Genomic DNA, 21,647 nt, shown 5'->3' on the forward strand with positions numbered 1-21,647 from the left:
TCAGCAAAACTGCACGCAGATACTGCACCCGGAAAGATTAAGGAATTAGAAAAGTCAAAAAGGTCTACTCATAAAGACAGGAGGTTGGGTAAAATACTGACCCAGGCGGCTGGTGTAAAAAAATAGGCCACCAAAACGAAAAATGAGGTTTTTCATTAACTTTCTCAATAAATTGAATTATATCCAGACTGAAGTTTGCTTTTCTATGTAAATACCGATTGAATGAAATAGTATTACCTAAATCCAGTTAAACGCATGAAAAAAATTCAACACTTACTTGATTTATTGAAGAAGTACCCGGCACCGACAGCCGCCGAACCCCGTCTGGGAGGTCCGTCTTCCGGCGTCGACCGGCGTGGTTTTCTGCGCAACTCGGCTCTGGGCGGTCTGTCGATGGGAATGCTGTTCGACGGAAGACCGGAACGCGAACTGGAGTTTATCACCCAGAAGGTAAAGCGCGAATCGAAGCCATCGGAACTCAAGATCACCGACATGCGCATTGCGGTTTTGCAGGGCGTTCCTTTTTCGAGCCCCATCATCCGGATCGACACCAACCAGGGTCTGGTGGGCTGGGGTGAAGTGCGCGACGGCGCCAGTGCCAACTACGCGCTCATGCTGAAAAGCCGCATTCTAGGAAAAAACCCGTGCAATGTGGAGCAGATCTTTAAACAGATTAAGCAATTTGGGAATCATGGCCGGGCAGCCGGGGGCGTCTGCGGGGTCGAAATGGCCCTGTGGGATCTGGCAGGCAAAGCCTATAACGTGCCGGCCTACCAGTTGCTGGGCGGTAAATACCGGGATTACATCAGGCTCTACGCCGATACGCCCGAAGGCAAGGATTACGACGAATTTGCCAAACACATGGTCCGACGCCGGGATCAGGGCTATACATTTCTGAAGATGGACTTCGGCATCGGGATGCTGGCCGACACGCCGGGAATGCTGGTCGGTACGAAGAACTGGAATGTCAAGCAACAATGGAATGATGCCAAACCGGGGCTGATGGGCAATTATGCGCAGACCAAACACCCGTTTACGCGCATTCAGGTAACGAAAAAAGGCATCGATGCCCTGGCTCTGCACGTGAGCAAAGTTCGGGACATCGTGGGCTACGACACGCCACTTTCCGCCGACCACTTCGGACATTTTGACGTCAATACCGCCATTCAGATTGGCAAAGCCATGGAACCGTTCCGGCTGGCGTGGCTCGAAGACCTGGTGCCCTGGTTCTATACCGATCAGTGGAAACAAATCTCGGATGCCATCGAAACGCCCACACTGACCGGTGAAGACATTTTCGCCAAGGAAGAATTCATCAAGCTCATCGATGCCAAAGCCATCGACATGATTCACCCGGATCTGGCTTCGTCGGGCGGTTTGCTGGAAACGAAAAAAATCGGGGATTACGCCGAAGAAGCCGGGATTCCGATGGCGATGCACTTTGCCGGTTCGCCGATCTGTATGATGGCCAACATCCATTGCGCGGCTGCGACCGAAAACTTCGTTGCGCTGGAACACCACGGCGTCGACGTGGATGGCTGGGAAGACATCGTGACCGGGATCAAGCCGATCGTTGAAAAAGGTTTCGTGAAAGTGCCCGACAAACCGGGTCTGGGCGTCGAACTCAACGAAGAAGTTGCCAAGAAATTCCTCCGGAAAGGCGCAACCTGGTTTGCCCCCACCGATAGCTGGAACACCCGCGATTCGTCGGACCGGGATTGGAGTTAAGAATAATGAGTTAAGAGTGATGAGTTAAGAGTGATGAGTTGAGAGTTGGCTGACGCATACACAACTCTTAACTCATCACTCTTCATTCTTTAATAAAATCTGCATCCGGTCGGCTTTTGCAATTTTCCGGCGAAAATCGACATAGTCGGAATAGGTTTCCGGCGCATACAGACCGGCTTCAACAACCAGTCTGCGAATGTATTTCACGGTCTTCCCTTCCACCTTCACGGATGCCTGATAACTCCCGAAACGGGATGTGAGCTGAATGGGTTCGAACACATACTCAACGCCAAGACCGGCCGGTAGCTGACAAATTACCGTGTCGGTATCGATATAACCGGTAGCAAGTTGCAACGCTGCCGTTCGGTGATCGGTTTGAATGGGGAGCGTTTGAGTCGACGGTAACTGGTTAGGAACAAAAAATAGACGATTTCCACTGCGGGTGGCGCAATTAGGCAATTCAACAACCATCCGTTCAATAAAGGTTGGCAATGCACTTTTGTCTTCCTGAAACGAAAAAGACAAAATCGTAAAATTCGGTATTCCAAACTGCCGATAGAGCCACTGCCGTTGATCGTCTGGGTTGGCAGCACGCACGACGGATTCGACCGACTCTGCCTGAATACCGGTGTATATCGTTCTGACATCGGCAGTCGCCTTTCCTGACGCATCCAGTCGTAGGATTGCCGAGCGGTTTTGTCGGTTATGGACCGGGAGGTATACCGGAGTCCGAACCAGTTTTCCACCGTCCGGCGTCAAAACCAACGCATACCGGTTATCGGTAAAACTACCCGTATAACCAGCGGGTGCGTGTTGATCCGTGCATTCCAGCCAAAGAGTATCCTTTGCCAGGGGAACGCACAGAAACATGTGGTTGAACCGCGACGCGGGAAAATCCGGTAACACATCCGCCGAATGCTGGCCTGCCGACACCAATGCCCGAAAGGACGGAATACCCACTGTTTTTAGCAACGCATACGTATAGTTCGTCAATGCTTTGCAGTCGCCGTAGCCTTTCTCGGCCACGACGGAAGCCGGAAACGTTTGCCATCCGCCAATGCCCAGTTGGATACTGACATAACGCGTGTGTAGCTGTACAAACCCATATATTTTCTGAATCTTCTTCTTCACATCGGTTTCATTGGCAACGAGCTCCAATACCTGCTGCCGCAGCGACTCGGGGAGTTGATCACGGCCCTCATTCAGTTCATAGTGAAACCGGCCCAGTTCCTGCCAGGTAGTCATACGGCCTTTTCGAGTCCCCAGTTCAAACTCATCCGGTGCGGTCAGTACACCCGGCCCCCGGTTGGTATAATAGGGAGCCTGGACCTCCTGTTCATGGATCTTTTGTTGCTTCAGCTTCCAGGTGTAGGTCCGCCCCGTTGAAGTCTCAACGACTTCGGGAGCCGGTAAGTGATTCAATGTTTTGTAGCGCAACGTCTGCCCGACCGGCACAATCATCCGAAACTGGGCCGACTCCAGCGCCAGTTTATCATCGCTCAGTGGAAACCAGTCCGGATACAACATCGTATTCTGCGTGGTGGTTTCGTAACGAAATTCGACGGTAAACGGATAATCCGCATACGTAAAACCGGCCGATTTCATCCGGCTGTCTTCAAATAAAGAAAAATTACTGACCCAGCTCAGGTCCTCGATGTCGCTTCGTTTGAGCCGCCGAATGACCTTCCCTTCTGCATTGTATAAGATTCCCTCGATACTGCCTACTTTTGAAAGCTTGGTATACGGAATTGCAACAGAGGTGTACGACTTCCCTCCTTCGTTCAGAATGGTAACCGCATAATGAACGGTTTCAACCGCTTCGGCACGCGTCCTGACCTCGAATGTCTGTTCATAAAGCCGCATGACCACCGCAGCCCCCGCCGGCAAACCGCTGGGAATGGTCGCAACGGAAAAAGGCTCTGCGGCCCAGCTTGCCAGACTGATTAACCAACAAGCTACCAAGCCAATGAACTGCTTATTTTTCATCTGTCTTTTTCAGTACAACCTGCTCGGCGTGTTTGGCAATAACCTGGTTATAAAACTCCCGCAGTGCGCCGTATTCTTCCGGACTGAAAACGGCTTTATTAAAACTTAATCGACTGGCAACCTGCAATTTCCCCTGTTCCTGTTGCGCCATAAACGTAAAGCGACCCGCATTTCCCGGTAATACCAGCGCGATATTTTTAGGCAATTCCTCTACCGTATAGCCTTCGGGCAGCATATACGTTGCAGCAAAGGACTTTTCGACCGGAACGCCCATGTCGACCGGAAACCGTCGTTCGGGCGATTTAAAAGGGTTTTGCATGAAGATCGGTAATGGACGCAAAAACAAACGGTTCTGGATTCGGCTCACGCCCTCGGCCAGCGTGACGTTTCCCCTGATGCTCAGCGGCAGATAGATAGAGTCGGCATTTTGTACTTCCAGCTTACTCCACTGCCAGTCGGGATTGCGGCTTTTAAATTCCTCTCCGAATTTTTCCAGACTCACCGCCCGCAAGCGCTGGCGACTCTCGGCGGCCGCATAACCCGTATGGGTGATGCTGATCGTTCCATCGAGTTGACCTTCTCTCGTCATTTTCAGCAGGAACTGCCCCGTTTCCCGACGTTTTTCAACCGGCGTAAGCGGTATCCAGCGAGCCCGTCGGATATGGATGAGCCGTCCGTCGCCGTTCAGGCAGCGCACGGGGAGTACACCCGCTCTCAGGTCTGGTTCACACACATCCAGCAGGAGGTCTTTTCCGGCCAGGATCACCACGGCAACCACGTAGTCGAACCGGGAAAGCAACGGATAGTCTTTACTTAGTGTACCATTCTGTTTCGTACTTAAAATAACCGGATAAGCTTCCAGATCCATTTCCCGCAACAGGCCGACCAGCATCAGATTCAGCTCTGCGGTATTCCCGGTTTTGGCATCAAATGCATTTTTGAGACTGTTTCTGGTAAGAATAGAGCGTTGACCATTCCATGTCATCGCCTGGTGAATATATTGATACGCTGCCGTTATCTGTTTCAGGGTGTCGGACGATTGGCTCTTCAGAACGGAAGCGATTTCTTTCAGAAAGCTGGTCCGGTTCAGGGCCAGTCCAAACTTGTCATAGGATAATAGAAACTTATCGAGGTCTTCCCACTTTTTAGCAAAGTTCTGGGGGCCTACCTGAGTAGGTAAAGTCGTTCGGATCAGTTCAAACCAGACTTTGGCGCGGTAATTATCGGGTGTTGCCATAAAATCTTCCTCCTGCAACGCCACCAGGTCTTTCATGGCCCAGCGGTACTGAATGTCACTACCCGATTGCTGGTTTTTGTCAATTACCAGCGATTCGTATCCCTGAAAGAGAATACGGTATTCAAATCCCGGTATCAGATTCAGATCATATTGACTCCAGCGGACCGGAATATCGCGCTGAAAATTCCATTCACGCAATTCAAACACAAAATCGGAGGAAAGCGTATACCGGAATTCAATCACGGAACCTACGCGGACGTTCGGTAACGTAAATCGCTTGACGTACCTTTCTTCCGTTCGGCGCTCCTCAAAAATGGCATCTTTCGCCAGTTTATCCACTTTTATGGAGCCATCCGCCAACTGATTATGGGTCATGCCTTCAATGTCACTTATTTCCTCATGAAGATCGACGCGGACGCGGTGAAAAGGAATCGTCACCGTAGCTCGGTCAAAGGCACTTTTTTTTAGAATTTTAATTCGAACATGACGCTCGTAATATACGTAATAGCCTCGGGAATCATTCTTCGTAATAGAGGCTTTACCAAGGTCTGACAGCACAACGGCTTCCGCCGACGAATCGGCAGGATAAACCGTCATTTTCAAATCATCAAAATTCACCTGCCCAAAAGTGATACTACTATTCTGGGCGAATGAACAATAAGAAACCAGAAGGTAAGCAATAGCCAACCCGTAGTTAATACGGCGAAAAAAAATCATACAAGCACGGTATTTATACTCAATCAGTTCCGCCAAACTACGCATTAACCTATTATCAAACAATTGCTATTGTTTTTTATACGTCTTCTCCCCCGCTTCCACCGCTACTGCTAAATGGTTTTCTTTGGGTGGAATCGGACAGGCATAGCCGTCGCTGTAGGCACAGGACGGATTATAGGCTTTATTGAAATCGATTACCACTTTCCCGTCTTTGATATCCCCCATCCGCAGGTCCATGTAACGCCCGCCACCGTAGGTTTCCCGGCCATTGGTGGCATCTTTAAACGGCAGAAATAAATAGTCGCGGTATTGGGGCAAACGCGCCAGTTGCAGGCTGCGGTAAACCGTCAGGTGATGCGGTTTTCCCTGCATACGGAACGTCAGAACGGCATACGGAACGTAGCTTTTTTTCTGACCGTCGTAAGTAGGTAATTCAAACGGCTCGGCTTGGGGCGTTCGCTGAACCGTGGCTTCAACCCGATAGGTAGAATCGGGGTCGTAGAAACTGAGATTTTTTAAATCCTCTTTTTTTAACGGACTCTTCGGCGATTTCAGGAATTCGGCTTTATAATTTTCCCGATGCGCCAACAGATGTTGGGTATACGTCGACTGAGAAAAGCCGGAAAGGTTCGCTACAAGAGCGAACAACAATCCGGCCATCCGAAGCTTATTCCTCCGATTCATCAGAGGCCGCTGTGCGTGGTGTTTGCTGGTCAGAAACGAGTTCAAAACCGGATACGCCATCACCATACTCATACGGTTTGATCGTGAATGTATATTCATGATCCTGAAAGTTAAGCCCGATTTTCTGGAAGACTCCTTTCAGGGGAATGGAATAACCACGACCGGTTTTGGACAGTTCAAACGCTTCACCGTCACCAGCTTCCGTTGGAATCAGATACAACGCTTTTACGCCTTTGCGACGGTTAACCGTTCCCACTTTGTAGTGGGGTTTCGAAGGATCGATACTCAATCCTTCCATCAGTTTTTGGGGGAAAGCCAGGCGACCGGTTTTGGTCACAGACGTCGAAAACGAAGTCTCTTTCGGTGTTACTTTGGGTGCTTCATCCGTATTGTCTTCCGGTGAGAAGAAACGGATTTTGTTCGGTTTTACTTTCATTGGGTGTGTTGAAAAATGTTTGCCCACAAAGCTATTCAATTCTGTTTAATTTATTTCACTTTTATTTAAAATAACCCGTATTAAACAAGGCGGTTTTAATCAACAATTAATCTAATTTAGGAGTTGATCAACGGCTCGCTTGAAAAATTAGCGAAGCGAAACCACCTTTCTTCCCGTCAAAAGTTTGTCTGGTAAACCATCTGTTTCATTCGGTCGTTTCACGATAAATCAGGAAAAAGGAAAAATAAAGTTACCGAAAGACGATTTAAAAAAGTAGGTATTTTTCAACATGGATCGCGTTATCGTTTCATCATTACTTGATCATTCGTTAATTAGCTTGTCTTTTTGTTAACGTAATCCCGCAATTATCCCTTAAAACGGGAGCCATATTCCGAACAAAGACGCAAAAAACGAATGCGCTGATTCGGCACGGCTTGGCCACCAACCCCGGACCTTTGGATAAATATTCAGGATTATTGAAAACACTTTACCCGAGATCTCGAGTTTTACTACTAAAGAGTCTAACAAAACATCTCACGCAATAAAGCTCAACTGATCATGAAAAAAGTAAGTTTATTTCTACTGTTAGTATTGGGGACATACACCTTCCAGGCGTGTAATAGTAGCAGCAATAAGGACAGCGCGGAACAGGCCGAAGAAGCCAATGACGAGAAAGACATGCCCGAAGATGATTCCGAATTTGCGGTAAAAGCAGCCAGCGGGGGCATGATGGAAGTGGAACTTGGAAAGCTCGCCGAACAGAAAGCTGTGAATCCCAAAGTGAAGGAATTTGGTGCCATGATGGCCTCCGATCATGCCAAAGCCAACGAGGAATTAAAAACCCTGACGACATCCAAGAACATCACCATACCGGCAACCCTGAGCGAAGATCATCAGAAACATGTGGACGATTTAAGCAAACTCTCGGGGGCAGAATTTGACAAAGAATACGTTAAACTGATGGTCGATGACCACAAGGAAGATATTGACCTTTTTAAAGACGCTTCCTTCAACGCCAAAGACCCGGATGTAAAAGCTTTCGCAGGAAAGACGCTTCCAACCCTGCAAAAACACTATGATGCCATCAAAGCGATTCAGGACGCGATGTAAGACCACAAAAAGTTGGTTAAAAAAGGAACGCAGGGCAACTTGCGTTCCTTTTTTATTTCTTTGTTGTATCTTGGAAATTCGTCGGTGCTGCTCTACCCGGGCAATTTTACAGGAGTAGAAGGGCGCTTTGACGAACAGTTTTTACTTACTCCTAAACACCTTGCTGTATATGAAAAAAACTACGTTTCAGGTGCTGCTGTTCCTGACGGTTTTGCCTGCTTTGGTGGTTGCCCAAACCGGAAAAGTACTGGACAACCAGTCATTAAAAAGTAAAATTCTGAAGAGTGACCGGAAGTTTGCCATTTATTTACCCCCCGACTACGAAACCTCGCAACGCACCTACCCGGTGCTGTATCTGCTGCATGGCGCCGGCGACGACCACACGGGTTGGGTACAATTCGGCGAGGTCCTTCACATTGCCGACCGAACCATTGCGGAGGGCAAAGCAACTCCCATGATTATCGTGATGCCCGACGCCAACACCGGCCGTCGTGGTTATGAAAATGATGTGAAAGGGGAATGGCGTTACGAAGATTTTTTCTTCGAGGAACTGATGCCTTTCGTTGAAAAAAACTACCGAATTAAAGCAGAAAAGCGGTTTCGGGCCATTTCCGGCCTGTCGATGGGGGGCGGTGGTACTTTTACCTATGCGCTCCACCACCCCGAATTGTTTTCGTCGGCCTGCCCGCTCAGTGCGGCCACAGGGCCGGTCTCAACCGAAGATGCCAAAACCCGGCTGGCCCGAACCAACCAGACCGCCACAGACGACGAATTGCAGGCTTATTTTAACCGGCAAAGTGTGTTAAATCTGGTGAATAATATACCCGATAATCAGAAAAAAGCGGTTCGCTGGTACATCGACTGTGGTGACGACGACTTCCTGTATGAAGGAAATTCATTGGTTCATATTGCCATGCGTAAAAAAGAAATTCCACACGAATTTCGGATTCGGGATGGCGGCCACACCTGGACCTATTGGCGTGCGTCTTTGCCAACGGTTTTAGAATTTGTTTCGGCCGCTTTTCACCAATTTTGAGTCGCGGCAAAAAAGTAAACTTTATTATCAAAATCATATGGTAATAAATACTCAAAAGAAAGCCGTTATTACACCAACCGGTTTCCTTAAACTGTCCTTTATAATCTGGAATAATGCTAAAAACCGGCTCAATAATGTGAATAATTATGTAGCCAAATAAGTCACATCAGTAACTTGATGACATTCATACACTTTCCTTTTTCCTGCAACGTAAAAACCCGGCCTGTCTTATAAATCCTGACCAAATCATTCCGACCCCAACGTCGGTTGGATGTTCTTATTGTTCAGGAGGAAATAAAATCATTCTTAGTAAACGATTTCAAGGTATAAACGACGGTAATCCCCGCATAAAACCGTCGTTTATACCCTGAAGCCCGGGGTAAAAAGTAGCTGATGGCAGCCCAAAATCCACTGCATTCCCCGTTTTTCGTTCGTCGGACCTTCACTTTTTTTCTCCTTTTAGGGACTCCGGCATCGCGCTGCATTGCTTCCGAAAACAGCCTGCGGTGTTGCTGTCTCAGACTTTGTTTTCCGCCTGACTATCAACCCCTAAGCAACTGATGCGCGTCAAATCTGTTCGCCATTCGCCAGGTGGAGCCCCACCAACGATTCCCGGCCCGGTCGGCGTCAGCAAACACCGGCCAAGGCCCTCCCGTTCTGCTTTCCAAAAAATTTGCGAAAACAGGACGCTTATTCGAAGCGTCCAACCTGCCTGCGTCAGCCGTGTTAATTTTGAAACACAGCCTATTCGCCCCCGTTTTCTCCTTGTATTTCTGTGAGAATAAGTGTTATTTTGCGGGTCAAATTTCTGCGTAAAACTAACAATGGCTTTAATTAACAAGATCAGAGAAAAATCAGGCGTTGCGGTCGGTGTGATTGCCGTCAGCTTGATTTTATTTATTGTAGGAGGTGATCTGCTCGGTCCGGGAAGCCTGTTTGGCGGACAGGACCAGACCGTGGGTGAGATTGCCGGTCAAAAGATTTCGTATCCGGAATTCAATGCGAAAGTCGATGAAGCCCGGGCCGCTTATGAGCAACAAACCGGTCGCCCCGCTACCGAACAGGATCAGGTTCAACTTCGCGACCAGGCCTGGAACCAGTTCATTCTAGACATTGCCTACCAGAAAGAATACGATGCCCTCGGCCTGTCGGTAACGCCCGAAGAACTGGTTGATATGGTGCAGGGTAACTACATCAGCCCCGCCATCCGGCAGACGTTTACGGACCCCAAAACCGGCTCTTTCGACAAAAATACCGTTATCAATTACCTGAAAAGCCTCAAAACGCTGCCCGCCGAACAACAACAGGCCTGGGCCAATTTTGAGAAAAACCTGAGCGCTGACCGCACCCGGACCAAATACGAAAACCTGCTGCGGCTATCGTCGTTTGTCACAACCGCCGAAGCCCAGAAAGAATACCAGGCCCAGAACACCCGCGCCAACGCCAAGTTCCTGCTGGTTCCGTATTACTCCGTTCCGGATACGACGGTAAAAATAACCGATGCCCAGTTGCAGGAATATCTGGACAAGCACAAGGACGAATACAAGAGCATCAACAGCCGGACGATTCAGTATGTAACCTTCCCGGTGGCGCCGTCGAAAGAAGACAGCACGGCCTTATACGATCAGATTAAAACGCTGGCCCGTGGTCTGGCAACGGCCACGAACGACTCGTCGTATGCCCGCATGAACTCCGACATTCAGGCTCCGTTGTACATGACGCTTGGCGAAATGCCCGAGCAACTGAAAGCCACGGTTGGCACGTTTGCTCCGGGTGGTGTATACGGTCCTTACAAAGAAGGCAACACGTATTTCATTTACAAGTATGGTGGCGTTAAAAAGGACACCAACTTCACCGTTCGGGCCAGCCACATCCTGATTCGGGCTGCCGGAAGCGATTCGGCGAAAGCCGCAGCGCGGATCACGGCCGAAGGTATTCTGCGTCAAATTCAGGGAGGAGCCAGCTTTGAAGCCCTCGCCCAAGCCAACAGCGCCGACGGTTCGTCGCAGCAGGGTGGTGACCTGGGATATTTCAAAAATAACAACCAGATGGTGAAGCCGTTCCAGGATGCGATTTTCGGCTTCAACGGCACCGGTTTGATTCCGCGTCTGGTTGAAACCGAATTTGGCTACCACATCATCAAAGTAACCGAGCCGAAAACGAATACGCTGTACCGGATTTCGACGATCGGTAAAACCATTACCCCGAGCCAGGCAACCCGCGATGAAGTGTATCGCAAAGCAGAGCAGTTCGCCACGGAAAGCCAGACCAAAGAAGCGTTTGACGAAAACGTGAAGAAAGACAAAACACTGGTGGTAGCCACCGCCGAACGGATTCCGGAAAACTCAACCAGCGTCAATGCGCTGGGGAACGCCCGTGAACTGGTTCGCTGGGCTTTCAACGACGATACGGATGTCAACGATGTTTCCTCGGCGGTTGAAGTGGATGACCAGTATGTCGTGGCGGTTTTGACCGGCGAAACGTCCGAAGATGAAGTGAAGATCGACAACTTCCGTCCGGAACTGACCGCGAAAGTTCGCAACCAGGTGAAGGCGGAACAGATCATTGCCAAACTGAACAGTGCATCGGGAACCCTCGAGTCGATTGCCCAGAAATACGGTGCCGGTGCGCTGGTCGAAGAAGTACCCGACCTGAACCTGGCCAACGGTTTTCTGAAAAGCGCAGGCGTCGATCCGGTGGCCGTTGGTAAAATCTTCGGTCTGAAAAACGGCAAACGCTCGAAACCTTTTGCGGGTGATGCCGGTGTCCTGATTGTGGAAACCACCTCTGTAACGCCAGCCCCAACGGTAGCCGATTACACGGTTTATAAAACCCAGCTTCAGCAAAACGCCAGCAGCCGCACCGGTTTTATGATCAATGAAGCCATTCGTGAAAACGCCAAGGTGAAAGACCGCCGGGCGAAGTTCTATTGATTAGATCGATCTTACGCAACAAAAAAGGCTTCCCGAACAGGAAGCCTTTTTTGTTTTGCCCCTTTAGGAGGTTGGGGGCAACTCTTTCAAAAACGCCACCAGTTTGGCAAATGCCTTCCCCCGGTGGCTAATGTCCCCTTTCTCCTCCATGCTCATCTCGGCAAAGGTGCGATCGTAGCCGTCGGGTTGAAAAATGGGGTCGTAGCCAAACCCGCCGTTGCCTCGCGGCTCAGTCAGAATCTGCCCTTCGGCAACGCCTTCAAACGACTGATACTGCCCGTCGATGACCAGCGTGATCACCGTCCGAAACCGCGCCCGGCGATTGGTCTGGTCTTTCAGGTTGGTCAGCAGCAAATTCAGGTTGCGCTCGTAGCTGCGCGGATGCCCGCCATAATAGGCTGAGTGAACGCCCGGTGCGCCGTCCAGCGCATCGACTTCCAGGCCCGAGTCATCGGCAAAACAATTGACGTGGTAATGATCCCAGACGTGTTCGGCTTTCTGGCGCGAATTGCCGGGAATCGTGTCCTGCGTTTCGGGAATCTCTTCAAAACAGCCAATATCCTGCAAGGTTTTCAACGTAAACTGGTCACCCAGCAGTGCCGCGATTTCGGCCAGTTTGTTGGCGTTGTTGGTGGCGAAACAAAGCGTCATAGAAAAGGGGTTAATAAAAATAGGCTGCCTCGCTAAAGGCAGCCTATTGCTCAGGAAAGATTGTTTATTTGGCACTAACGACTTCTATATCAAATGCGAGCGAAGCGTAGGGAGGAATGGGAGCCTTTCCCAACTGCCCATACCCAATGGTAGAAGGCAGAACGATCGTGGCTTTTTCGCCTTCCCGCATTTTTACCAGTGCTTCATCCCAGGCGGCAATAACCGCACCCGTTCCAATGTTGAAATCGGCTCCATCGGCATTAGCATCAAATTGATTGCCATTCAGCAGGGTACCTTTGTATTTGATTTTTACTGTTTGTCCTACTTTCACGAGGGCCGAATCGGGATAGGCTTTTGTCAGGAGAAACCGGAGACCGGAAGCGGTTTTCTCAGCCGCCGTCAGGCCTTTGGCAACCAGATAATCCTGAATCTGTTCTTCTTCGGTCCGGACGCTGACCACCGTAATATCGTACCGGACGGGCGTATAAGCCGGGAGGAGTAAATTACCGCTCTTGTTGTCGGTCGGGTCGTAGGGTGCCAATACGATGCCTTCTTCGCCTTCTTTCAGCAATTGCAAGCCGTTGTAAAGCCGGGCCGTAATCGTTCCCTGCAAAGGTGCTCCAATCGTGACCGTACTCGGCTTTTTGGCGAAGGTTTCGGAACTGTCGACAATAACACCATCCAGACGGCGCTGTACAAAGTAGAAACGAACTTCGTCGCCCACTACCGGAGTCTGGCCGGTCGGTACGGTTTTCGTTTTAGCAAGGTACAAACCGGTTGCATCATCCTTAGCGGCCGGGAGGTTTTCTTGAGTAATATAAGCCTTAATTTCCTCCTCGTTTTCGCGTCGCTTGCGATCGTTCAGCGCTTCGCCCGGATCCGGCGCACAGCTCACCTGTGCGATCAACAGCCCAATCAGCGAAACGGCAACACTCCATTTCAGCCAATTTTTCATTCCTGCCATCTCATTCGTGTATCTAAATACGCTTTTACTCAACTTCTATTAATAAACAACGAACCCGATACGAATCTGGTATCGGGTTCGTTCACAGATTTCGGGTATTGATTACCGTCCGCCCTGCGGCATTTGGGGCATCTGCGGGGTTGGTGCGGCTCCTTTTTTAATGTCGACCAGTTCCACATCGAACATGATCACGGAGTTTGGCGGAATGGCACCCGGTGCGCCTTCTATGCCGTAGGCCAGACCCGACGGAATGATCAGGAGTCCTTTACCGCCTTTTTTCAGTTGGCGGACGCCTTCATCCCAGCCCGGAATAACGGCACCCTGACCCAGCGGAAAGTCGATACCAGCCTGCGTCTGTGGATTTTTGTCGGAACTGTCGAACACTTTTCCATTCATCAGTTTACCGGTGTATTTCACTTTCACGACATCACCCGAGCCCGGGTTTGCGCCCGTTCCCGGTTGCGTAATGACGACATACAAACCGGATGCGGTTTTCTGACCGGCCAGTTTGTTCTTGGCTACATAATCAGCGATGGTTTTGTCGTCGGTACCTTTCTGCTTTTCCCGAAGCGATACCTGCGCTTTCTGGAACTCCTCCATCGACTGAATATCGATCACTTTGATGGTGTAGGCAATGTCGGAGCCTTTCGGAATAAACGGCGGCAGGGGTTGCTGCGACCGGCCGGCAATCGAATCGGCGTTGACATAAATGGTGGCACTGTCGCCCTTGCTCAACAGAGCAAGCCCTTCTTCGAGGCTGCCTTTGAATGTCGATGCCTGCAAAGGCTGTTTCACGGGCGCTCCGTTCTGATAGCTGCTGCCCAGAAGTGAATCCTTGCTGTTTTTGACCGTTAAATTAAAGGTCATCACGTCGCCGACTTTCGCTTTACGCGTATCTTCAACATCTTCGTGAAACTTGTACTTCAAGCCGGTTTCGGTTACTTGCACCCGGTTGTTGTCGCAGGAAGCCAGTACCACGACCAGCAGAGAGAGTTTACTAACGGTTTTGATAGTCATGAAATTTAGTGTTTGTAGTTCGTAGTTTGGTTTTAGAATTTGTGGTTAACTACACACCACAAACGGGACTTTGGTTTAGTTGACAAAAATAGTATATGGTTTACGGTTTTCAGTATTCGGTTTATGGTGGCTGACCCGAGAATACGAATGCGTCAGCCACCATAAACCGAATACTGAAAACCGTAAACCTATCTCAAACCGACTCCAGCAGTTGCTCCTGGTAGGCGGGCAATACACTCAGTAGTTTTTGCTCTGTTTCCTTGAGCGTCAGCGTTGTCCGGCCACCGGCGGCATTTTTATGACCGCCCCCGCTGAAATGCTGGCTGGCCAGATCACGCACCGAAAAATCACCCACCGACCGGAACGACATTTTCACTTCGTCTCCCCGATCGATCAGAATGGCCGCCATAATCACGCCTTCGACCGCCAGCGCTTGGTTGACCAGACCTTCCGTATCACCCATTTTCGACCGGAACCGCTTCAGTTCCGCATCGGTAATGGTGATGTAGGCAAAGCGGTATTCCGGCAAAACCACCAGCTTTTCCGATAACGCATAGCCCGTAAACCGCAGTTTGTCGAGCGAAACGTTGTCATAAATTCGGCGGTGGATGGGACTCACGTCAATGCCGATATCGATCAATTCGGCAACCACCCGATGCACGTCACCTGTGGTGCTGGCGTGCCGGAACGAGCCCGTATCGGTCATAATACCGGCGTAAAGGCATTCAGCCATCCCCACATCGACGAGTTTTTTATCACCAAACCGGTCGATCAGTTGAAACACAAGCTGAGCGGTTGCTGCGGCTTTCGTATCCCAGTAGGCAAAATCGGCAAATGACTCCGGTTCCAGATGGTGGTCGATCATCACCTTTTTGGCGCGCGACTGCCGCACCATTGGTTCCAGATCCCGGATGCGGTTGAGTGCGGAGAAATCCAGGCAAAAAATAACGTCGGCCTGTTCGAACAACTGACTGATTTCGACCCGTTTCTTTTCGTCAAACACCAGCACGTCGTTGTTACCGCTTAACCAGTACAGGTTTTCGGGGTAATCGGTCGGCGTGATCACCGTAACATGGTGGTTCCGTTTTTTCAGATAGCCCGCCAAGCCCAGCGACGAGCCCATGGCATCGGCATCAGGGTTTAGGTGGGTAGTAATCAGCACCGTCTGGGGCTGGTCAATCAGCGTACGGATAGCGTCGAAGTCTTGCATTTACGAATTACCCCGGGTGAACGGGCAGGTATCAATTCGCAAAATTACGAAGAATTGTTCTCTAATCTTTATACCTTTGGAGCCAAATAATATTTTGTTTCACTCCCTGATGACGACCAACCGTACGTTCACGATGATTAAACCCGACGCCGTGGCGGAGGGGAATTCCGGTGCAATCATTCAAATGATCGAAGAAGCCGGATTTCGGATTGTAGCCGTAAAGAAAGCCCTGCTGACGAAAGAGCGGGCCGGACAGTTTTACGCCGTTCACAGCGAACGCCCTTTTTACAACGACCTGTGCGCCTATATGTCGTCCGGAGCCATCATTCCGATGATTCTGGAAAAAGACAATGCCGTGGCTGATTTCCGCAAGCTGATTGGTGCTACCAACCCGGCCCAGGCCGAAGAGGGAACCATTCGGAAACGGTTTGCCAAGTCGATCGAAGCCAACGCCATTCACGGCTCGGACTCGGACGAGAACGCGAAAATCGAGGGTGATTTCTTTTTTGCCGGTATCGAGCAGTTCTAATTGCTAATGGGAACGCAGATTGAACGGATAAAACTGATTTTATCCGCTAAATCCGCGTTCCCATCAATTTTTCGAAGTATTGACAAAAATGCGTCAAGGCGCATTCCGAACATTTCGGTGAACGGGCGACGCACACGTAACGTCCGTGCAAAATCAGCCAGTGGTGGGCTTTGGGGACGTATTCTTTCGGGATGTATTTCACCAACGCCAACTCGACCGCCAGGGGCGTCGTAGCGGTTTTCGGCACCAATCCCAGCCGGTGCGACACGCGGAAGACGTGGGTATCGACGGCCATCGTCGGCTGATTAAAAATGAGGGATGCAATGACGTGGGCGGTTTTTCGACCCACCCCCGGCATTTTCTGCAAGTCGTCCACTTTCGCTGGCACTTCCGACCCAAACTCCTCCGTCAATACCTTCGCCATGCCCACCAGGTGTTTCGCCTTGTTGTTCGGATACGAAACACTCCGAATGTAGCCAAACACCTCATCGACCGACGCTGCCGCGAGCGATTCCGGTTCGGGAAACCGTTCGAACAGCTTCGGGGTTACCTGGTTAATCCGTTTATCGGTGCATTGGGCCGACAAAATAACTGCCACCAGCAATTCATACGGATTGCGGTAATGCAACTCGGTCTCCGGTTCCGGGAAGTGGGTAATGAAGTAATCGAGAAAATGGCGAAACCGTTCTTTCTTTAGCATACAGCAAAGATAATCCTCTCTGATTTCCTCTGATTCACTCTGTGTAACAATTTTTAAGTGGTTACAAAGAGTGAATCAGAGATTATCAGGGTTCACCAGAGAAAACAGAAACCCGTCAGCCTAAAAGTCTTAAGCTGACGGGTTTGCCGCGTAATTTCTCGAATAATTCAGGATATTTTGAACGGTGCGCTCGGCCGGTTTGCGTTCGATTTTATTCATCAAACACTTGATTTCGAGCGTATCTAAATAGAAGCTCATCAATTCCGGTTCTGCCATGAGGGCGTCTTCGATCAGGAGATTTTCTTCGCTGGAAGTCTCTTCGTAGACATACCGGATTACGTCATCGTTGGTAAAAATTTGTATCATAGTATGGGGAACGTTTGCTTAACTGCTTACGCAAATTAATTAAAGCATAACGCATTCTCCCCAATGCCGTATTGATACTGACTCCGGTTGCATCGGCGATTTCCTGGAAACTCATTTCCTCGTAATGCCGCATAATCAGAACCTGACGTTGCTGCTCGGGCAGCCGTTGAATCAGCTCACGCAGATGTTCATGTGTCTCCTGCCGAATCTGCACCGACTCGATGGAGTCTTCGGCAAATTCCAGCGTATTAAACACATTACTACCATCTTCAAACACTACATTGGGGTAGCGTTTTTCTTTCCTAAAAAAGTCGATAGCCAGGTTGTGAGCGATCCGAATAATCCAGGGCAAAAATTTACCCTCTTCGTTGTACTTACCGGATTTTAATGTTTCAACGGCCTTGATAAAGGTGTCCTGCATTAAGTCTTCGGCAACGTACTGGTCCTTTACAATCAGATAAATCGTGGTATAAACTTTCGATTTGTGGCGCTGAACCAGTTTTTCGAAGGCTTTTTCACTACCGCGGATGTACAGGGATATAAGCTCACTGTCGCTAACCTGCAATTTGTCCATTTTCAGTAATCAGTTAGGTAACGTAGAGCTTTGTATCGATAGTGTGTGAGCGTTGGGATTTTTAGTGAAAGATCTGATTGGTTGTCTCAAAGTAAAATATTTTCATCGTACTTTGCAATAGGCGGAAAAATTATTTTCATACTAATCAGTCAAAATACAACACTTTATTGTGTGAATTGTAAAAAAAACTTTAATTCCTGATCATTTCTACATTTCTGCCTTATTCAAGGATTCATTTGTACTTTTTCAACCAACTACCTGGATAGACCCAAAATGATGCCAAAGGGTTTAAATCCCTGAAATTCTTTCTCTAAAATTCGCGTAGCACTCCTGAGATTTTTAACGGAACTTTGCAATTCTTACTCATATACGAAATTCGCCATCGGTGCGATTGAATCCATCCTCATGAAATTTAAGAAACACGTTTTTATTTGTGCCAATCAAAAACCGGCCCCCAAAAAAAGCTGCGGAGAAGCCCACGGCCTGGCGCTGGTCGATGCGTTCAAGGAGGCCTTGAAACAACGCGGTTTACAAATTGATATCCGCGCCCAACGCGCCGGTTGCCTCGACACCTGCGCCCTGGGGCCGTCGATGGTGGTATATCCGGAAGGAACTTATTACGGCAATGTACAACTTTCGGACGTCGAAGAAATTGTGGAAAGCCACCTCGTCAATGATCAACCGGTGGAGCGACTGGTGCTCCCGTTTTAATGGTTCAGGCGTCAGGACATACCGGCCGGGCAGTGGTATGCAACGTCTGTCGGTTCTGACGCCTGACTTTCTCAGCCATGTATAAACATCTTTTTTTCGACCTCGATCATACCCTCTGGGATTTTGACCGGAACTCAACGGAATCAATTTTTGAATTATATGAGACATTCCGGCTCTCGGAGGCCGGTATTGCCTCCGCCGACGAATTTAACCGCCACTTTATTGCCATCAACAACCAGCTCTGGTCCGATTTTTACAACAACCGGCTGACCCACACCGACATTCGAAAATACCGGTTTCGAATGGTCATGGATGCCGTCGGTGTTTCGGATCATTCCGTTTGTGACCAGATGAACGAGGCCTATCTGCAACTGCTGCCCCGCAAACCGCACCTGATGGAATCGGCGGCCGATGTGCTGGACTACCTCAAAGAGCGCTATCAGTTGCACATCATCACCAACGGTTTCGACGAAATTCAGGCGTTGAAAATGGCCAGTTCGGGCCTGACCGACTACTTCCAGCACATTGTGACCATCCAGAAAGCCGAAGCCAAAAAACCGGAGCCGCGCATTTTCGAGTTTGCGCTGGACGTATCGGGCGCTTCGCTCGGTGAAAGCCTGATGATTGGCGATAATTATGAAGCTGACGTCTGCGGAGCCCTGAACGCGGGCATGGACGTGGTGTATTACAACACCGCCAGCCTGCCGATCGAAGGCGTTGCGCCAACGTACGAAATCCAGCACCTGAAAGAATTGATGGCGATTTTATAGAGCGGTTTCCGGCAGGAGCGGTTTTCCGGAAAAAATCCCTTCGCTTCCGACGACGGCAAACCGGGCAAACAGTTCTTCCGAATACCACCGTCGTTCGCGCGTCAGCCGAACCACCTCCTTGTGGCCACTCTGCCGGTAGGCAAACTGATCGATGGTTTTCTCATCCTTCCAGACGCTGATCGTGCATTGCTGCGTAAACGGTTTTTCACCGACGCCAATGGCCAGGAGCAGGTCATCCGCGTGGGCTTTCAGGCGTTGGCGGGCCTGCGGAATGTGCCGCCAGAAATCGGGTAAAGCCGCCAGCCGAAGTGTGGCACGCGTCAGCACGGCCACCGGAAAACCGGTCGAACGCGAAGGCTCCCGCACTTCAAACGGATTTTGTCCATCCCATGCACCGTGCGACCGCAGCGGGTTCATATAGAGTGTTCCCACCTCCTTCGTGCTTTTGCAGAGCGTTTTCCAGCGGTCTGACTCAAAGAACAACCGGGCGGCTTTTTCGTCCGTCCAGACGCCAAGAAAAACATAGGCCGATAAATCCGGAATCAGGCCGAAGTTTCGCCCACAGCCCATCATTTTCTGAAACTGCAGCCCTTCCGCCCGAAAAGGCCGCATGACCCACCGGCCCATGTTGGCAAAAGCCGGATACCAGCCCCGCGCCGGATACCGCAGCAAAGTGAACGTTACAATCAAGGGGTGTATGTGGGTTAACTATGCTCTCTGAATCAGAATCGCGAGGGCATTTTTTGGTCAAAAGACCGAAAAAAAAATTTTTTTAGGTCTTTAAAACCGCCGAATGTTCAACGTTTTTTTCAGAACACTGTTCATTTACGCCAACACTCTGTGTATATTTTTCCACAGAAAAGCCGCCCCAACCAGCGCGGTTGGGGCGGCTTTTCTACCTAACTACCTAAAACGATTAGTTATCGTTATCAAGTTTATCACCAGCTTTGTCGAACGCATCGCCGATGTTTTTACCTGCTTCCTTAAAGCCTTTTTTCACATCTTTCCAGGCGGCTGCGGTGGCGTTCTGAGCGTTTTCCAAATCCTGACCCAGTTCTTTCCTGTCTTCCTCCAGTTCGGCCAGTTTTTCTTTGGATTTTGCCTTGGCTTCCGCCCCTTCGCGGTTGATATCCGCCTTTAATTTATCGATACGGGCATCCAGATCCCGTTGTTCTTCCTTGATATCAGCTACTACTTTGTCGCGTTCCTCCCGAAAATCGGCAGCCGCTTCTTCGCCTTGGGCTTCCATTTTATCACCGGCTTCTTCGGCATCGGCCTCTACGGCCTCACCCGTTTTTTCCATAGCATCTTCGGTGCGGGATTCATTTTTCCCGTCATTCTGACAAGACGTCAGCGATAACGAAGCCACAAGGAAAGCTGCTCCGGCCAACATACGAATCTGTTTGAACGTCATGATCACCTTTTTCATACGATTTACTGATTGATTGGTTTGTACAGTGCCCTTGTCAAAAGCAGTGCCAAAGGGAATGAAGAGTTAAGAGTTAAAAATTAAAAGTAGGCTGACGCGTACAGTAGTTTTAATTTTTAACTCTTCATTCTTCAGATGCTTTTCCACTTGATGGCACAGCCGATGGCTTTGGTGGTGGTCAGAACAACGGGGCGGCCCAGCAGCAGATTATTGACCGCGTCCTCCACATAACGTCGTCGCACGCCCGAGGGAATCTGCGGACTGTCGTCGATGGAGCCGGTATACTCGACCGTAAACCGGTCGCCGACACGTTTCAGGATGAATGCTTCGGGCGTGCGGGTGGCGCCAAAAGCGTGGGCCACGGTCTGGCTTTCGTCCGACAAATACGGGAATGAATAATTTTTCTCCTGCGCCCGGATTTTCATGTTCTCAAACGAATCCTCGCTGTAGGCGCCCGGGTCGTTGGGTTGAATGGCAATCACCGGAAAACCGGCCACGGCGTATTTTCGATCCAGCGCCATCACGCGCTCTTCGTAGGCTTTCGAAAACGGGCAGTGGTTGGACGTAAAGATCAGAATGACTCCTCTCCCGTTTTTATAATCGCTCAGTGAAACCAGGCGACCATCGACATTTTTTAGCTTAAAATCCACCACGGCGTCGCCAATGGCATACACCTTTTCCCCGGCAGAAGGAGGTGCCGGAGCAAACGTAGCTGCTGCCGCCATCAGCAGCACAGCCAGCAGGCTTATCCATGCTTTCATACGAATCGGGTTAAAGTCAAAATAATCTTCTCCGTAGGACGATACAATGCCGAACCCATACACCCTTTCGGCCAGGTAACCGACGGCCAGCCCCTCCT

The 21,647-nt window shown here is 49.8% G+C and carries 21 protein-coding genes; 7 read left to right on the plus strand and 14 right to left on the minus strand.

Annotated elements, in window-relative coordinates; genetic code table 11:
• Positions 1-255 precede the first annotated feature (255 nt).
• Positions 256-1,728: a mandelate racemase/muconate lactonizing enzyme family protein gene (locus FH871_RS04295; protein WP_138990065.1), complete on the plus strand. Its 1,473-nt coding sequence runs from the start codon at positions 256-258 to the stop codon at positions 1,726-1,728.
• Between the two features lie 75 nt (positions 1,729-1,803).
• On the opposite strand, the gene FH871_RS04300 is transcribed toward FH871_RS04295, so the two are convergent.
• The 4 genes from FH871_RS04300 to FH871_RS04315 all read right to left on the minus strand — a co-directional run bounded on the left by FH871_RS04300 (position 1,804) and on the right by FH871_RS04315 (position 6,788).
• The gene (locus FH871_RS04300; protein ID WP_138990066.1) at positions 1,804-3,714 is read right to left on the minus strand and encodes a DUF3857 domain-containing protein; all 1,911 of its coding nucleotides are present in this window, start codon (positions 3,712-3,714) and stop codon (positions 1,804-1,806) included.
• A complete protein-coding gene (locus FH871_RS04305; protein ID WP_171062756.1) occupies positions 3,704-5,548 on the minus strand; it encodes a DUF3857 domain-containing protein in 1,845 nt (614 codons plus the stop codon). Before FH871_RS04305 ends, FH871_RS04300 begins: the two co-directional genes overlap by 11 nt.
• Positions 5,549-5,734: 186 nt before the next feature.
• Complete coding sequence (locus tag FH871_RS04310; RefSeq protein ID WP_229317018.1) at positions 5,735-6,256, minus strand: DUF1684 domain-containing protein; 522 nt, start codon at positions 6,254-6,256, stop codon at positions 5,735-5,737.
• Positions 6,257-6,335: 79 nt separating this feature from the next.
• Complete coding sequence (locus FH871_RS04315) at positions 6,336-6,788, minus strand: hypothetical protein (protein WP_138990068.1); 453 nt, start codon at positions 6,786-6,788, stop codon at positions 6,336-6,338.
• Between the two features lie 558 nt (positions 6,789-7,346).
• On the opposite strand from FH871_RS04315, the gene FH871_RS04320 reads away from it, so the two are divergent.
• From FH871_RS04320 to FH871_RS04330, 3 genes are all read left to right on the plus strand, one after another.
• The gene (locus FH871_RS04320) at positions 7,347-7,898 is read left to right on the plus strand and encodes a DUF4142 domain-containing protein (protein ID WP_138990069.1); all 552 of its coding nucleotides are present in this window, start codon (positions 7,347-7,349) and stop codon (positions 7,896-7,898) included.
• Positions 7,899-8,067: 169 nt separating this feature from the next.
• On the plus strand, positions 8,068-8,934 hold the full coding sequence (locus FH871_RS04325) for an esterase family protein (protein WP_138990070.1): 867 nt from the start codon (positions 8,068-8,070) through the stop codon (positions 8,932-8,934).
• A gap of 824 nt (positions 8,935-9,758) precedes the next feature.
• On the plus strand, positions 9,759-11,867 hold the full coding sequence (locus FH871_RS04330) for a peptidylprolyl isomerase (protein ID WP_138990071.1): 2,109 nt from the start codon (positions 9,759-9,761) through the stop codon (positions 11,865-11,867).
• A 63-nt stretch (positions 11,868-11,930) separates the two neighbouring features.
• On the opposite strand, the gene rdgB is transcribed toward FH871_RS04330, so the two are convergent.
• From rdgB to FH871_RS04350, 4 genes are all read right to left on the minus strand, one after another.
• Positions 11,931-12,518, minus strand: coding sequence for an RdgB/HAM1 family non-canonical purine NTP pyrophosphatase (gene rdgB / locus FH871_RS04335; RefSeq protein ID WP_138990072.1), 588 nt, complete (start codon positions 12,516-12,518; stop codon positions 11,931-11,933).
• Between the two features lie 64 nt (positions 12,519-12,582).
• Entirely contained in the window at positions 12,583-13,473 is an 891-nt protein-coding gene (locus FH871_RS04340; RefSeq protein WP_171062757.1) for an FKBP-type peptidyl-prolyl cis-trans isomerase, read from the minus strand.
• A 111-nt stretch (positions 13,474-13,584) separates the two neighbouring features.
• Complete coding sequence (locus FH871_RS04345) at positions 13,585-14,499, minus strand: FKBP-type peptidyl-prolyl cis-trans isomerase (RefSeq protein WP_138990074.1); 915 nt, start codon at positions 14,497-14,499, stop codon at positions 13,585-13,587.
• Between the two features lie 193 nt (positions 14,500-14,692).
• Positions 14,693-15,709, minus strand: coding sequence for a bifunctional oligoribonuclease/PAP phosphatase NrnA (locus FH871_RS04350; RefSeq protein ID WP_138990075.1), 1,017 nt, complete (start codon positions 15,707-15,709; stop codon positions 14,693-14,695).
• A gap of 109 nt (positions 15,710-15,818) precedes the next feature.
• On the opposite strand from FH871_RS04350, the gene FH871_RS04355 reads away from it, so the two are divergent.
• The gene (locus tag FH871_RS04355; RefSeq protein WP_138990076.1) at positions 15,819-16,238 is read left to right on the plus strand and encodes a nucleoside-diphosphate kinase; all 420 of its coding nucleotides are present in this window, start codon (positions 15,819-15,821) and stop codon (positions 16,236-16,238) included.
• 46 nt (positions 16,239-16,284) lie between these two features.
• Here FH871_RS04355 and nth read toward each other — a convergent pair whose 3' ends face one another.
• From nth to FH871_RS04370, 3 genes are all read right to left on the minus strand, one after another.
• Positions 16,285-16,938: an endonuclease III gene (nth, locus tag FH871_RS04360; protein WP_138990077.1), complete on the minus strand. Its 654-nt coding sequence runs from the start codon at positions 16,936-16,938 to the stop codon at positions 16,285-16,287.
• Between the two features lie 129 nt (positions 16,939-17,067).
• Positions 17,068-17,304: a hypothetical protein gene (locus FH871_RS04365; RefSeq protein WP_138990078.1), complete on the minus strand. Its 237-nt coding sequence runs from the start codon at positions 17,302-17,304 to the stop codon at positions 17,068-17,070.
• Entirely contained in the window at positions 17,279-17,878 is a 600-nt protein-coding gene (locus FH871_RS04370) for an RNA polymerase sigma factor (RefSeq protein WP_114405445.1), read from the minus strand. The genes FH871_RS04365 and FH871_RS04370 overlap by 26 nt, the downstream gene beginning before the upstream one ends.
• A 405-nt stretch (positions 17,879-18,283) precedes the next feature.
• Here FH871_RS04370 and FH871_RS04375 point away from each other — a divergent pair, with 405 nt between their 5' ends.
• Complete coding sequence (locus FH871_RS04375) at positions 18,284-18,589, plus strand: ferredoxin (protein ID WP_138990079.1); 306 nt, start codon at positions 18,284-18,286, stop codon at positions 18,587-18,589.
• Positions 18,590-18,666: 77 nt separating this feature from the next.
• Positions 18,667-19,359: a YjjG family noncanonical pyrimidine nucleotidase gene (locus FH871_RS04380; protein ID WP_138990080.1), complete on the plus strand. Its 693-nt coding sequence runs from the start codon at positions 18,667-18,669 to the stop codon at positions 19,357-19,359.
• On the opposite strand, the gene FH871_RS04385 is transcribed toward FH871_RS04380, so the two are convergent.
• The 3 genes from FH871_RS04385 to FH871_RS04395 form a co-directional block, all read right to left on the minus strand.
• Positions 19,354-20,049 (minus strand): DUF3291 domain-containing protein, encoded by a 696-nt coding sequence (locus tag FH871_RS04385; protein ID WP_229317020.1) that lies wholly within the window; start codon positions 20,047-20,049, stop codon positions 19,354-19,356. The genes FH871_RS04380 and FH871_RS04385 overlap by 6 nt on opposite strands.
• A 226-nt stretch (positions 20,050-20,275) precedes the next feature.
• Positions 20,276-20,788 (minus strand): hypothetical protein, encoded by a 513-nt coding sequence (locus FH871_RS04390; protein ID WP_138990082.1) that lies wholly within the window; start codon positions 20,786-20,788, stop codon positions 20,276-20,278.
• Between the two features lie 131 nt (positions 20,789-20,919).
• The gene (locus FH871_RS04395) at positions 20,920-21,549 is read right to left on the minus strand and encodes a thioredoxin family protein (protein ID WP_138990083.1); all 630 of its coding nucleotides are present in this window, start codon (positions 21,547-21,549) and stop codon (positions 20,920-20,922) included.
• Positions 21,550-21,647 lie beyond the last annotated feature (98 nt).

The organism is Larkinella sp. C7, assembly GCF_006149005.1.
Taxonomy (GTDB): Bacteria; Bacteroidota; Bacteroidia; order Cytophagales; family Spirosomataceae; genus Larkinella.